We start from the raw sequence: 14666 nt of genomic DNA, 5'->3' as shown, positions 1-14666 counted from the left end.
GGGGGCGCCAACCCCATTACGGTTGCTGGTGCGTTCAAAGGTTTACGATCCCACTGGAGTCCGCTCATGGTCTTCGTCCGTTGCTGCACTGTGTTGTTGCTGGCCCTCGCGGCCTGGCCCGCTGGCGCGCAGTCGCCGCCGATCTCCCGGCCGCAGGCCAGCATGCCTCTGCTAATTGCCCCGGCCGCCGAGCAGGCGGTGCAGCTGCGACACGCCCGCATCGAAGGCGAAGTCCAGGCCGGCATCGCCCAGACCCGGATCACGCTGGAATTCCACAACCCCAACCGGCGGGTACTGGAGGGCGAGCTGCAGTTACCGCTGGCCGATGGCCAGCAGATCAGCGGCTTCGCGCTGGATATCAACGGCGAGATGCGTGACGCGGTGCCGGTGCCCAAGGACCGCGGCCGCCAGGTGTTCGAGGAGATCGCCCGTCGTGGCGTCGACCCGGGGCTGCTGGAACAGACCGCCGGCAACCAGTTCCGGCTGCGCATCTATCCGCTGCCGGCCGGCGGCAGCCGGCGCGTGCAGCTGGTGATCCGCGAGTCGTTGGCCTTCGCCGGCCAGGGCTGGCAGTGGACGCTGCCGCTGCAGTTTGCCGCCGGTGCAGCCTCGGTTGAGCTGAAACTGCAGGCCCCCGTCACGGCCACCGCGGGTACGGCGCCATTCCGCATCAGCGCGGGCCAGCTGCAGTGGCAGGGCAAGGGGGCGCAGCTGCCGAAGCAGCTGCAGTGGGATCTGCCGGCGACCCGCCAGGCACAGGTGCAGGTGGCGCACTGGCAGGATGGCCACTATCTGCTGGCGCAGCTGCCGGTGGCGGCCAGCAGCACGCCGCGCAAACTGCCGAGCGAAATCGGCCTGCTGTGGGATGGCTCCGGTTCGGCGGGCCAGCGCGATCACACACGTGAGTTCGCCCTGCTGGATCGCTATTTCGCTGCGCTGCGCGACGGCACCGTGGCCTTGACCGTGCTGCGCGATCGCGCCGAGCCGGTGCGTCGCTTCCGCATCCGCGCCGGCAACTGGAGTGAACTGCGCGCAGCCCTGCAGGCCGTGCGCCCGGACGGTGCCAGCGCGCTGGCACAGTGGCAGCCGCAGCCGGGCGTGAAGGAATACCTGCTGGTCAGCGATGGCCTGCTGACCTATGGGCCGGAACAGCTGCCGGCGATGGCGCCGGATCAACGCCTGTTTGCGGTCAGCAGCGCCGGCGCGCGCACCGATGCCGTGCGACTGCGGGGTTGGAGTGAGGCGCATGGCGGTCGCTTCGTCGCGCTGGGCAAGGATGTCGATGCGGCGGCGCACGCGTTGCTGGCATCGCCGCTGGATGTGCAGGTCGATGCGGGACGCGGCGTGCAGGATGTAGTGATCGATCGGCGCAGTGAAGCCGACGGCTGGCTGTGGCTGCACGCACAACTGGCAGCCGACGGTGTGCCGATGCGGGTGCGCGTTGGCGACGGTGAGTGGGAAGCGCTGCCAGCGACGCAGAAGAGCAAGGACGGTGAACTGCTGGCCGGTTCGTGGGCACAGGCGCGCCTGCAGCAACTGGCCGTCGACCGCCGCGGCAACCGCGAGGCCATGCAGCGCCTGTCGCAGCAGTTTGGCCTGGTCGGGCCGGACACCTCGCTGATCGTGCTGGAGACGCTGGAGGATTACCTGCGTCATGCCATCCGTCCGTCCGGCAAGCTGCGCGCGGACTACGACGCGCGGTTCGCACGGCAGGTGACAGACCGCGCCGCTGCTGATCGCCAGCGTCTGGATGAAGTGGCGGCACACTGGAAGGAGCGCCAGCAGTGGTGGAACCGTAGCTGGCCGAAGGGAATGCCGCCGCAGCCGAAGGGCGGGGCACTGGAAGTCGCCTCTGCGGACTACGCGATGGAATCGGCGCCGGTGGCGATGCTCGCCGCGCCGGCCCCTGCGGCACCGCCCGCCCAGGCCCCGATGGCCGCCGCCGAGCAGCGCATGGAAGCCAGCAGCGCGCGTGCACGTCGCTCGGCGCCTGTATCGAACAAGGCCCTGGATTCAATCACGGTCACGGGTGGCCGTGTCGCTGCGCCCGCTGCCGCCAACGAGGGCGAGCTCGGCATCCAGCTGGCGGCCTGGCAGCCAGACTCGGCCATCGCCCGGCGCCTGCGCCAGGGCCCGCCGTCGCAACTGTATGACCGCTACCTGGCCGAGCGCGATGCCCACGCCGACAGCAGCGCCTTCTTCCTTGATGTGGCCGACCTGCTGCTGGCGCAGGGTCAGCGCGACCTGGCGCTGCGTGTGTTGTCGAACCTGGCCGAGATGGACCTGGACAATCGCCACCTGCTGCGCGTGCTCGGCTATCGGCTGATGCAGGCCGATGCCCCCGCGCTGGCGGTGCCGGTGTTCGAGCAGGTGCTGGCGATGGGCCAGGAAGAACCGCAGAGCTTCCGCGATCTCGGCCTGGCACTGGCGGCGGCCGGCAAGCCGCAGCAGGCGCTGGCGCCGCTGTACCAGGTGGTGGTGCGGCCGTGGGACAGCCGCTTCGATGGCATCGCCCTGATCGCCTTGGATGAACTGACCAATCTGGTGGCCCGCAGCACGCCCCGGCTGGATACCACCAGCATCGACCCGCGCCTGCTGCAGGCAATGCCGCTGGACCTGCGCGTGGTGCTTTCCTGGGATGCCGACAACAGCGACATGGACCTGTGGGTGACCGACCCGAACGGCGAGCGCGCCTACTACGGCAACCGCCTGACCTACCAGGGCGGGCAGATGTCGCAGGACTTCACCGGCGGCTATGGTCCCGAGCAGTTCTCGCTGCGCAACGCCAAGCCGGGCAAGTACAAGGTGGAGGCGAACTACTTTGGCAGCCGCCAGCAACTGGTCACCGGCGCGACGACACTGATGCTGCGTCTGACCACCCATTGGGGCACGGCAAAGCAGAAGGATCAGATGGTGACGATGCGACTGAAGGACCGCGCCGAGACCGTGCTGGTGGGCGAGTTCGAGGTTAAATAGTCAACTGCCCCAAGTGGCCGTCCGAGGGTGGACCAAGGAAGACCCTCGTCGACGCCGCTCTGGGGCAAGGAGGCCCTGTGTGGGGTCGGCTGCAGCCTGGCCGGCTCCCCGCGCCAAGGCGGGTACCGCCTGCCTGAATGCAGCGCCGACACATCACGCTCGAGGCTCCCCGGCGCAGGCCCAGGCCCTCATTCCGGGCGCCCACGGCCTGCGGTATCATTACCAGTCATCTTTTGAATGCATAACCGCCGACATGATCGAACTGAATCCTGTCCGCCAGCGCATCACCGATCTGACCGATCGCGTGCTGTCGCTTCGGGGGTATCTTTGACTACGACGCCAAGAAAGAGCGTCTTGAAGAAGTAACGCGGGAGCTGGAAAGCCCCGACGTCTGGAACAACGCCGAGTACGCCCAGAACCTGGGCCGCGAACGTTCCAGCCTGGAAAAGACCGTGGGCGGCATCGCCTCGGTGCTCGATGGCCTGAACGATGCCACCGAGCTGCTGGAGCTGGCCGAGTCCGAGCAGGACGAGGACACCGCCCTGGCCGTGGTCGCCGACCTGGACAAGCACCAGGCCCACGTGGAGAAGCTGGAGTTCCAGCGCATGTTCTCCGGCGAGATGGACAATGCGGCGGCGTTCGTCGACATCCAGGCCGGTGCCGGCGGCACCGAAGCCCAGGACTGGGCCGAGATCCTGCTGCGCATGTACCTGCGCTGGTGCGAGTCACGCGGCTGGAAGACCGAACTGATGGAAGTGTCCGGTGGCGACGTCGCCGGTATCAAGTCGGCCACGCTGCGCGTGGAAGGCGACTATGCCTATGGCTGGCTGAAGACCGAGACCGGCGTGCACCGCCTGGTGCGCAAGTCGCCGTTCGACTCGGACAACCGCCGCCACACCAGCTTCACCTCGGTGTTCGTGTCGCCGGAAATCGACGACAACATCGACATCACCATCAACCCGGCCGACCTGCGTACCGACGTGTACCGTTCGTCCGGTGCCGGTGGCCAGCACGTGAACAAGACCGAGTCGGCGGTGCGCATCACCCACATCCCGACCAACATCGTCGTGGCCTGCCAGACCGGCCGCAGCCAGCACCAGAACCGCGACAACGCGATGAAGATGCTGGCCGCCAAGCTGTACGAGCTGGAGATCCAGAAGCGCAACGCCGAGAAGGACGCGGTGGAAGCCACCAAGTCCGACATCGGCTGGGGCAGCCAGATCCGCAACTACGTGCTCGACCAGAGCCGTATCAAGGACCTGCGTACCGGCATCGAGCGCTCGGATACGCAGAAGGTGCTCGACGGCGACCTGGACGAGTTCGTCGAGGCCAGCCTGAAGGCGGGCCTGGCCGTGGGCTCCAAGCGCGTCGATGCCTGATCGACGCGCCTGCGCGGATAGCATCGCCTTCCGCAACGGAGGGCCATGATGCGCAGCGAAAGTGAACGCAAGGAACTGGGCGGCTTCCTCAAGGCCTGCCGCGCCCGTGTCGACCCCGCCACGCTCGGCCTGCCGGCCGGGCGCCGGCGTACCCCGGGCCTGAAACGCGAGGAAGTCGCGCTGGCGATCGGGGTCAGTGTCAGCTGGTACACCTGGATCGAGCAGGGCCGTGAAGTGCGCGCCTCGCCCGAGGTGCTGGAGCGGCTGGCGCAGGTGCTGCGCATGAGCGACGACGAGCGCGCCTACGCGTTCGCGCTGTCCGGCTACGGCGTGCCGCTGGAATCACCGGACGAGAGCGTGACCGACGGCTTGCGCCAGCTGGTGGAGGCGATGCAGCCGATCCCGGCCTATGTGCGCAACACCCGCTTCGATATCCTGGCCTGGAACCCGGCCATCGCCGATCTGTTCGTGGACTACAGCCAGTTGGCGCCGCACGAGCGCAATACGCTGCGGCTGATGTTTCTGTACCCGCCGTACCGCACGCTGATCCTCAACTGGGAAGAAATGACCCGCGGCCTGCTGGCAGGCTTCCGTGCGGCGATGGCGCAGGCCCCGGACAAGGCCCCGTTCCTGGCGCTGGTGGAGGACATCGCCGCGCACAGCGAGGAGTTCCGCCAGTGGTGGCCGGAGCACGATGTGCGCCGGTTCGATGAGGGTGCGAAGAAGCTGAACCATCCCACGCGGGGGTTGCTGGACCTGCAGTACGTGGCGCTGGTGCCGGAGAGCCGGCACGATCTTTCCCTGGTGACTTACCTGCCGCGGAAGTAGGGGGTGTTCGGCAGGGCTTGCAGCCCTGCACCAGCAGAGGCCGAAGCGACAGCAACAGCAACAGCAAGAGCGGGCATTCCGTGGGATGGCGGGGCGGTGTCGGAGTGCGGGGACGCCGTAAACCCGTCCCTGGGGGCTTGGCAGCCGCATCCATGCGGCTGACACCCCGCACTCCGACACCGCCCCACCTTCGACAGGTTCACGTGGCTGTAGGTAGGTGTCGACCTTGGTCGACACATCTGTCAGATATCGAATGAAATTCCGGGGGTCAGATCCGTTTTCCATAGGAAAACGGATCTGACCCCAAAAAGTATTTCCGACAGATCGCGGAAAACTGTCGAAGGCGGGGTGGGTCCGGTTGCGGGGGCGTGAGCGCCATGGATGGCGCGACCGAGGCTACATGGACGTATTCACGCCGTCCCCCGCAACCGGACCCACCCCGCCATCCCACGGAATGCAGGCCTTTGACCTTGACGTTGCCCTGGCCTCTGCGGTGCAGGGCGCAGCCCTGCCGGCACCTATCCCCATTCAGGCAGGTAAGTGCAGGTCACAGGATAAGCAGACGCCTTGTTGCCTCCGCCAATCGGGTCCACATTCCTGTGCAGGAGACGGGCCACCGCCCGTTGTCGAGACACCAGGAGCCCTGCATGTCCGCTGCCCCCACCACCGCCATTTCCCGCGATCCGGCTACCGGCCAGCAGATCGCCAGCCATCCCTTCGCCACCGATGCCGAACTGGATGCGATCCTCGAGCGTGGCCAGGCCGGCTTCGCCGCCTGGAGCGCCAGCAGCTTCGAGCAGCGGGCCACAGTGCTGCGTGCGATGGCCGCCGTACTGCGGCGTGACCGTGAAAAGCTGGCCGCGCTGGCCACTGCCGAAATGGGCAAGGTCCAGGCCGAAGCACTAGCCGAGATCGAGAAGTGCGCCGTGCTGTGCGACTGGTACGCCGACCACGGTGCGCAGTTCCTGCGTGACGAACCCACCCAGGTGCCCGATGACAAGGCTTATGTATCCTACCTGCCGCTGGGCGTGGTGCTGGGCATCATGCCGTGGAATTTCCCGTACTGGCAGGTGATGCGCGCGGCGGTGCCGATCCTGATGGGTGGCAACGGCTTCCTGCTGAAGCCGGCCGAGAACATCGTCGGTACCGCGCAGCTGCTCGACGCCGCCTGGCGCGACGCGGGGCTGCCGGAAGGCACCTTCATCGCCGCCAACATCAGCCGCGAGGGCACCAGCCGCGCGATTGCCGATGACCGCATTGCGGCAGTCACCCTGACCGGCAGCGTGGCCGCCGGCCGCAGCATCGCCGCCCAGGCCGGGCAGGCGCTGAAGAAGGTGGTACTGGAGCTGGGGGGCTCGGATCCGTTCATCGTGTTGGCCGATGCCGATCTGGACGCTGCCGTGGAGGCGGCGGTGGCCTCGCGCTTCCAGAATACCGGGCAGGTCTGCATTGCCGGCAAGCGCATCATCGTTGAAGACGCGGTGTACGACCGCTTCGTCGCGCAGTTCTGCCAGAAGGTGCAGGCACTGACGATCGGCGATGGCCGCGAGGCAGTCAACCGCATCGGGCCGATGGCACGCCAGGACCTGCTGGAGCAGCTGGATGCGCAGGTGCGTGCCTCGGTGGAGGCCGGCGCGAAGCTGCTCGTCGGTGGCCATCAGCTGGATCGCCCGGGCGCGTTCTACGCCCCCACCGTGCTGGCCGACGTGGAGCCGGGCATGCAGGCCTTTGATACGGAGACGTTCGGGCCGGTGGCCTCGATCAGCCGCGCCCGCGATGCCGACCATGCGGTGGAACTGGCCAACCAGAGTGAGTTCGGCCTCAGCGGCAACCTGTGGACCGGCGATCGTGCACGGGCCATGCAGCTGGCGCGCCGGCTGCAGACCGGAGGCGTGTTCGTCAACGGGTTCTCCGCGTCCGATCCGCGCGTGCCGATCGGTGGCGTGAAGAAGAGCGGTTTCGGCCGCGAGCTGTCGCACTTCGGCATCCGCGAGTTCGTCAACGCGCAGACCGTGTGGTTCGACAAGCATTGACGCGTTGCTTCCAACCTTCCTGCAACGATCCATCACCAGTCCAGCGAAAAGGACGGCATTCCAATGTCCAAGGGTTCAGACCTGCTCGTCGCCGCGCTTGAGAACGAAGGCGTCGAGCGTATTTTCGGCATCCCCGGCGAAGAGAACCTCGACGTGGTCGAGTCGCTGCGCCATTCCAGCATCGAGCTGGTCATCACCCGCCACGAGCAGGCGGCGGTGTTCATGGCCGCTACCTACGGCCGCCTCACCGGCAAGCCGGGCGTGTGCCTGGCCACGCTCGGCCCGGGCGCGCTCAACTTCACCACCGGTGCCGCCTATGCGCTCCTTGGCGCGTGGCCGGTGATCATGATCACCGGCCAGAAGGGCATCGTCGCCAGCAAGCAGGCGCGCTTCCAGATCGTCGACATCGTCAGCACGATGAAGCCGCTGACCAAGCAGGCGCGGCAGATCGTCTCGGCGCGCACCATCCCGACCATCGTCCGCGAAGCGTTCCGTGTGGCCCAGGAGGAGCGCCCGGGCCCGGTGTTGCTGGAGCTGCCCGAGGATATCGCCGCCGATGAAGTAGAAGGGGTGTCGCTGATTCCGCCGCATGCGGTGGAGCGGCCGATTGCCAGCCCCGAGGCGCTGGACCGCGCCGCGGAGATCATCCGCAGCGCCAAGCGCCCGCTGCTGATGATCGCTTCGGCGGCCTCGCGGCCGCAGTCCAGCGACGCGCTGTCCGCGTTCGTGCTGCGCGCCGGCATCCCGTTCTTCACCACGCAGATGGGCAAGGGTGCGGTGGCCGGCGGCTCGGGCCTGTACATGGGTACCGCGGCGCTGACCGAACGCGACTACGTGCACATGGCCATCGACCAGGCCGACGTGATCGTGACCATCGGCCATGAGGTCACCGAAAAGCCGCCATTCGTGATGCGTCCAGGCGGGCCGACCGTGATCCATATCGGCTACTCGCAGGCGGCGGTGGAGCAGGTGTACTTCCCGCAGGTGGAAGTGATCGGTGACATCGGCCGTTCGCTGACCCAACTGGCCGACCGCATCGAAGGCGCGGTGCCCCATGCCGATGCGCTGCTGCCGCTGCGCGCGACCATCCTCGAGCACCTTGCCGATCGCGCCGAGGACGCTGGTTTCACCCCGCAACGACTGGTGCACGACGTGCGCCAGGTGATGCCGCCGGACGGCATCGTGGCGCTGGACAACGGCATGTACAAGATCTGGTTTGCGCGCAACTACCGCACCCAGGTGGCCAACACATTGCTGCTGGACAACGCGCTGGCGACCATGGGCGCGGGCCTGCCGTCGGCGATCATGGCCTCGATCCTGTACCCGCAACGACGGGTGCTGGCGGTGTGCGGCGACGGCGGCTTCATGATGAACAGCCAGGAGCTGGAGACGGCGCGCCGGCTGGGCCTGAACCTGGTGGTGCTGATCCTCAACGACGGTGCCTACGGCATGATCCGCTGGAAGCAGGCGGTGGATGGCTTCACCGACTACGGCATGACCTTCAGCAACCCGGATTTCGTGAAGTACGCGGAAGCCTACGGCTGCAAGGGCCACGAGGTGACCGCCATCGAGCAGTTCATCCCGACGCTGGAGGCGGCCTTCAACGAGGGTGGGGTGCACCTGGTGTCGGTGCCGGTGGACTATTCGGAGAACCAGCGGGTGCTGGTGGATGAGTTGCGGCAGGCCTTCCCCGGCAACAGGTAGACATCCAGGGCCAGGCAGGGTCCCGGAGGCGGTCAGATTCCTTTGCGCAGCAGGGGGATCTGACCCCTCTCCCGGCTGGGGCAGGGCGGTTTTGGTATGCTGGGCAACCGGCTGTGCCGGGCGCTGCATCCCCCTCACTACACGATTCCCGCAGATCCATGAGCGAAGCTACCGATACCCCCCCGTCGACGAAAACAAGTTGATCGCCGAGCGCCGTGAGAAACTCAAAGCGCTGCGTGGGCAGGGCATCGCGTATCCGAACGATTTCCGTCGCGAGGACTTCGCCGGCCGCCTGCAGGAAGAGTTCGCCGATGCCGAGCAGTGGACCGCCGAGGCGCTGGAAGGCAATGGCCGCCAGGTGAAGATGGCCGGCCGCCTGATGGCCAAGCGCATCATGGGCAAGGCCAGTTTCGCCCAGATCCAGGACGAGTCCGGCCGCATCCAGCTGTTCCTGCAGGGCACGGTGCTGGGCGATGCCTATACCGCCTTCAAGGGCTGGGACGTGGGCGACATCATCGCCGTCGAAGGCGGCCTGACCCGCACCAGGACCGGCGAGCTGTCGGTCAAGGCCGAATCGATCCGCCTGCTGACCAAGTCGCTGCGCCCGCTGCCGGACAAGTGGCATGGCCTGGCCGACGTCGAGCAGCGCTATCGTCAGCGCTACGTCGACCTGATCGTGACCCCGGAATCGCGCGCGGTGTTCATCAAGCGCTCGAAGATCATCCGCGCCATGCGCGCCTGGCTGGACAGCCGCGACTTCCTGGAAGTCGAGACGCCGATGATGCATTACATCCCCGGCGGCGCGGCGGCCAAGCCGTTCACCACCCACCACAATGCGCTGGACCTGGACCTGTACCTGCGTGTGGCGCCGGAGCTGTACCTCAAGCGCCTGACCGTGGGTGGCCTGGAGCGCGTTTACGAGATCAACCGCAACTTCCGCAACGAAGGCGTCAGCACCCGCCACAACCCGGAATTCACCATGATGGAGCTGTACGAGGCCTACGCCACGTACAACGAGATCATGGACCTGACCGAAGGCGTGATCCGTGACGTGGCCAAGGCCGTCAACGGCAGCACCGAGGTCGAGTGGGACGGGGCGAAGATCGACCTGGGCCCGGCGTTCCGCCGTTGGCGCATGGACGAGGCGGTGCGCCACCACAACCCCGAGATTTCCGTCGCCGACTGCACCGACCGCGACGCGCTGCTGCGCCATTGCGAGCGCCTGAATATCCGCGTCAAGCCGTCCTACGGCTGGGGCAAGCTGCTGCTGGAGATCTTCGAGGCCACGGTCGAGCACACCCTGATCCAGCCGACCTTCATCACCGACCACCCGGTGGAGGTCTCGCCGCTGGCTCGTGCCAACGACAACGACCCGGGTTACACGGATCGCTTCGAGCTGTTCGTCAACGGCAAGGAGCTGGCCAACGGCTTCTCCGAACTGAACGACCCGGAAGACCAGGCGCAGCGTTTCCAGGCCCAGGTGGCCGCGAAGGAAGGCGGCGACGACGAGGCGATGCACTACGACGCCGACTACATCCGTGCGCTGGAGTACGGCATGGCCCCGACCGGCGGCCTCGGCATCGGCGTGGATCGCCTGGTGATGCTGCTGACCGGCAGCAGCTCGATCCGTGACGTGCTGCTGTTCCCGTACATGCGTCCGGAGCAGTAAGTCGTCTTTTTGACCCCTGTTTGTGCGCGCCGTCGCGAAATGAGACGGCGCGATTGACGCCTCCCGCACTCGGCGTATCGTTAATGCACTACCTTGACGTCTGTTATGGCTTGATCGGCGCCGGGGGGAGTGCGCATTGTGGAGAGTCCGCTTCACAATGTGATGACGATCATGAACCGGGACGCATGACACGGGAGTCGGGCCGATGCAGGGTGCGAGCGTTCGCAGCGGCAGGGTATCCTCGCCTGCTGATGATCCAGCATGGTCGAGAAACCAGGCGGAGTACGCGTTGAACATCGTCATTGTTGACGACCAGACGTCCGCGCGGACGATGCTGCGTCACGTCATCGAAGACATCGCGCCGGAACTGAGCGTGCATGACTTCGGCGATCCGCTGACCGCATTGGCCTGGTGCGAGGCGCACCCGGTCGACCTGCTGCTGCTCGATTACCGCATGCCGGAGATGGACGGGCTGGAGTTCGCCCGCCGTTTCCGTCGCCTGCCCAAGCACCGCGATATCCCGGTGATCCTGATCACCGTGGTCGGCGACGAGCCGATCCGGCAGGCGGCGCTGGAAGCGGGGGTCATCGACTTCCTGGTCAAGCCGATCCGCCCGCGCGAACTGCGCGCGCGCTGCTACAACCTGCTGCAGCTGCGCCAGCAGACCGAGAACGTGAAGCAGCGCGCGTTGTCGCTGGAGCAGCGCCTGCTGGCCAGCATGCACGAGGTCGAGGAACGCGAACGCGAGACCCTGTCGCGATTGGCACGGGCGATCGAGTTCCGTGATGCCGGCACCAGTGCCTACCTCGAACGCATGGCGCGCGTGGCGGGGCTGATTGCCGAGCAGCTGGGCCTGCCCGAAGACGACGTGCGCCTGATCGAGATGGCCGCACCGCTGCATGACATGGGCAAGATCGCCATTCCCGACGCGGTGCTGCTCAAGCAGGGCAAGCTCAATGACGAGGAGCTGGCGATCATGCGCCGGCATCCACGCATCGGCCACGAGCTGCTCAGTGGCAGCCAGAACCGTTTCATCCAGGTGGGCGCGCTCATTGCGCTGCGCCATCACGAGCGCTATGACGGCAGCGGCTATCCCGACGGCCTGGTCGGCGAAGCGATCCCGCTGGAAGCGCGGATCGTTGCTGTCGCCGATGTCTTCGACGCACTCATCTCACCCCGTCCGTACAAGGAAGCATGGACCATGGAAGCCACACTGGCCTATCTGTACGCACAGCGTGGCCGCCTGTTCGATCCACGCTGCGTGGATGCGCTGATGCGCGGCCGCCAGCAGTTGATGGACATCTGCGCCCAGCACTCGACGGCATCGACGCGACCGGGTGGGTGACATGCAGGACCTGTTCGCACGCGTGAAGCGTCGGCTGGCGCAGCGTCCGGATTCGGAACATGGCCAGGCGATCGTGCGGGTGGTGCTGATCTCGCTGATCCTGATCTATGTTCTGCTGTCCGGTGCCCGCCTGCACCGGTTGGATCAGTACCAGGGCGTGCTGGCAACGGTAGTGACCGGCCTGGGCCTGTCGCTGCTGCTGTTCGGCTGGCTGCTGTGGAGGCCGCAGCGCTCGGACCCGCGACGGGTGGCCGGGATGCTGGCCGATTACGGACTGATCGCGATCGGCATGATCCAGATGGGTGAGCCGCTGGCGTGGGTGTATGGGGTGGTGATGTGGGTGACAGTGGGCAACGGCCTGCGCTTCGGGCCGTGGTACCTGGCCGCTGCCGTCGTGCTGGCCATGGCCAGTTTCGGCACTACGGTGCTGTTGACCCCTTACTGGCAGGCCAACCTGGGCCTGGCGGTTTCACTGTGGCTGGGGCTGTTGGCGGTACCGTTGTGCTGCTCCTCCCTGCTGCGCCGAAGGATGCGACATCCGACCATGGATACGACGCCCGCCACTGGCTCCGACAAGCGCTCGCTGCTGGCCCGCTTCAAGCAGCGCCTGTCCGGGCGCGAGGACAGCGAGCACGCGCAGAACCTGATCCGCATCATCATCACGGCGCTGTTCATCAGCTATCTCGGCTGGCGCTCGCTGAGCGGTGGCGGTGAGGCGCTGACTGCGACGTGGCTGATCCTCGCCTTCGAGCTGACCATTTCCGCAGGCCTGCTGGCCGCGATCCTGGTCAATCCGGGCGTGTCGCATGTGCGCCGGGTGATCGGCATGCTGACCGACTACACCTGCATGGCCTGGATCATGACGATCCAGGGCGAGCCGGCCGCACCGCTGTATGCGGTGATGCTGTGGGTCACGATCGGCAACGGCATGCGCTACGGCAGCACCTACCTGCGCGTGGCCACGGCCATGGGCTGCCTGGCGTTCCTGTGCACGGTGATGCTGTCGCCCTACTGGCGCAGCCACGACTATCTGGGCTGGGGCCTGCTGCTGGGCCTGGGCGCGATTCCGCTGTACTTCGATTCGCTGTTGCATGCCTTGACCCGGGCGGTGGCCGAGGCGCGCCAGGCCAACGAAGCCAAGAGCCGCTTCCTGGCCAACATGAGCCATGAGTTCCGCACGCCGCTGAACGGGCTGGCGGGCATGACCGAAGTACTGGCCACCACCCGCCTGGACGACGAACAGCGCGAGTGCCTGAACACCATCCAGGCCTCGACCCGCAGCCTGCTGGCGCTGGTGGAAGAGGTGCTGGACATCTCCGCGATCGAAGCCGGCAAGGTGCGCGTGGAGTCGCACGAGTTCGCACTGGCCGACGTGCTGCAGGCGATCAACCTGATCCTGACCCCGCAGACCCGCTCCAAGTCGCTGGACTATCGCGTGCAGGTGGACGACAACGTGCCGCCGCGCCTGCTGGGTGATGCCGGGCATCTGCAGCAGATCCTGCTGAACCTGATGGGCAACGCGGTCAAGTTCACCGACAGCGGCTACGTGCATCTGCGCGTGTCGAGCCCGGACGCGCCGGGCAGCCAACGGATGCGCCTGCGATTCGAGATCGTCGATACCGGCATCGGCGTGCCGGTGGCGCTGCGTGGGCGCCTGTTCAATGCCTTCGAGCAGGGTGATGTCGGCCTGGCCCGTCGCCATGAGGGCACCGGCCTGGGCACGGCCATTGCCAAGGGCCTGGTCGAGTCGATGGGGGGGCAGGTCGGCTATGTACCGAACAGCCCGCGCGGCAGCGTGTTCTGGGTCGAGATCACGCTGGACGTCGCAGAGACCGCATCAGCCCCGGCGGTTCCGTCCGAGGTGGCTGAAGCCGGCAATGTCATCGCGTTTTCCAACCCCTTCCTGCGCCATCGTGCACGGGTGCGCAGCCTGCGGGTCCTGGTGGCCGACGATCACGAGGCCAACCGCATGGTGCTGCAGCGGCTGCTGGAGAAGGCCGGCCACAAGGTCACCTGCGTCAACGGCGGCGCCGAAGTGCTCGATGCGTTGGAGCAGGCCAGTTACGACGCAGCGATCGTCGACCTGCACATGCCCGGCATGAGCGGACTGGATCTGCTCAAGCAGTTGCGGGTGATGCAGGCCAGCGGCATGCCTTACGTTCCGGTCATGGTGCTGAGCGCAGACGTCACCCCCGAGTCCATCCTGCGTTGTGAGCAGGCCGGCGCCCGCGCCTTCCTTGCCAAGCCAGTGGTGGCCACCCGCCTGCTGGAAGTGCTGGCCGATGTCGCCGCCAACACCCGCGCCGAGCCCGGCATCCAGTCGGTGCCTGCATTGCCGGTCGGCGATGGCGTGCTCGATACCGCGGTGCTGGACGAGCTGGCGTCGCTGGGCATGGGCGATGGCTTCGAACGCAAGTTCATCGACCAATGCCTGGCGGACGTCGACGCGAGCATGGGCCAGCTGCAGGGCTGCGGCGAGCGCCAGGCGTGGGAGGATTTCCGCGAGCACGCCCACGCGCTGCGTGGCGTGGCGAGCAACCTGGGGCTTGTCCAGGTTGCCGCCTCCAGTGGCGAAATCATGCGCATGGTGGACTGGCAGCTGAAGGGTGAATGGAGCGCCCGCCTCAGCAACCTGGCGACCGCTCTGCGCAACGGCAGGAATGCGTTGGCTGCCCGTAGTGCGGGGGCACCGCACCGCGACGACAGCGAGCGCAGCCCGTCCTGACCCGCCA

General features: G+C 66.9%; 8 protein-coding genes. All 8 read left to right on the top strand.

Annotated elements, in window-relative coordinates:
- The first annotated feature begins 66 nt into the window (after positions 1-66).
- The 8 genes from BN1263_RS04895 to BN1263_RS04860 all read left to right on the top strand — a co-directional run bounded on the left by BN1263_RS04895 (position 67) and on the right by BN1263_RS04860 (position 14659).
- Positions 67-2976: a DUF2135 domain-containing protein gene (locus BN1263_RS04895; RefSeq protein ID WP_058979930.1), complete on the top strand. Its 2910-nt coding sequence runs from the start codon at positions 67-69 to the stop codon at positions 2974-2976.
- Positions 2977-3229: 253 nt separating this feature from the next.
- Positions 3230-4355, top strand: a protein-coding gene (gene prfB, locus BN1263_RS04890; RefSeq protein ID WP_014037064.1) for a peptide chain release factor 2 whose coding sequence is annotated in 2 segments (ribosomal slippage) — positions 3230-3304 and positions 3306-4355 — 1125 coding nt in all. Because the reading frame shifts where the segments join, the coding sequence is not laid out codon by codon here.
- A gap of 45 nt (positions 4356-4400) precedes the next feature.
- Positions 4401-5183, top strand: a complete 783-nt coding sequence (locus tag BN1263_RS04885; protein ID WP_019661470.1) for a helix-turn-helix transcriptional regulator — start codon at positions 4401-4403, stop codon at positions 5181-5183.
- A gap of 647 nt (positions 5184-5830) precedes the next feature.
- Complete coding sequence (locus BN1263_RS04880; protein WP_058979928.1) at positions 5831-7216, top strand: NAD-dependent succinate-semialdehyde dehydrogenase; 1386 nt, start codon at positions 5831-5833, stop codon at positions 7214-7216.
- Positions 7217-7279: 63 nt separating this feature from the next.
- Entirely contained in the window at positions 7280-8920 is a 1641-nt protein-coding gene (locus BN1263_RS04875) for an acetolactate synthase large subunit (protein WP_058979925.1), read from the top strand.
- 154 nt (positions 8921-9074) lie between these two features.
- Positions 9075-10589 (top strand): lysine--tRNA ligase, encoded by a 1515-nt coding sequence (gene lysS, locus BN1263_RS04870; protein WP_058980000.1) that lies wholly within the window; start codon positions 9075-9077, stop codon positions 10587-10589.
- 205 nt (positions 10590-10794) lie between these two features.
- Complete coding sequence (gene rpfG / locus BN1263_RS04865; RefSeq protein WP_019661474.1) at positions 10795-11934, top strand: cyclic di-GMP phosphodiesterase response regulator RpfG; 1140 nt, start codon at positions 10795-10797, stop codon at positions 11932-11934.
- Between the two features lies 1 nt (position 11935).
- Positions 11936-14659, top strand: coding sequence for a response regulator (locus BN1263_RS04860; protein ID WP_080398779.1), 2724 nt, complete (start codon positions 11936-11938; stop codon positions 14657-14659).
- Positions 14660-14666 lie beyond the last annotated feature (7 nt).

It is taken from the genome of Stenotrophomonas thermophila, assembly GCF_001499715.1.
Lineage (GTDB): Bacteria > Pseudomonadota > Gammaproteobacteria > Xanthomonadales > Xanthomonadaceae > Stenotrophomonas > Stenotrophomonas hibiscicola.
The sequence above is the reverse complement of the archived record's forward strand: the minus strand, read 5'-3'. Positions and strand labels throughout refer to the sequence as shown.

Coding starts and splice junctions, on each gene's coding strand:
- rpfG (WP_019661474.1), top strand. CDS start 10,795: ATGCAGGGTGCGAGCGTTCGCAGCGGCAGGGTATCCTCGCCTGCTGAT.
- BN1263_RS04860 (WP_080398779.1), top strand. CDS start 11,936: ATGCAGGACCTGTTCGCACGCGTGAAGCGTCGGCTGGCGCAGCGTCCG.
- BN1263_RS04875 (WP_058979925.1), top strand. CDS start 7,280: ATGTCCAAGGGTTCAGACCTGCTCGTCGCCGCGCTTGAGAACGAAGGC.
- BN1263_RS04880 (WP_058979928.1), top strand. CDS start 5,831: ATGTCCGCTGCCCCCACCACCGCCATTTCCCGCGATCCGGCTACCGGC.
- BN1263_RS04895 (WP_058979930.1), top strand. CDS start 67: ATGGTCTTCGTCCGTTGCTGCACTGTGTTGTTGCTGGCCCTCGCGGCC.
- BN1263_RS04885 (WP_019661470.1), top strand. CDS start 4,401: ATGATGCGCAGCGAAAGTGAACGCAAGGAACTGGGCGGCTTCCTCAAG.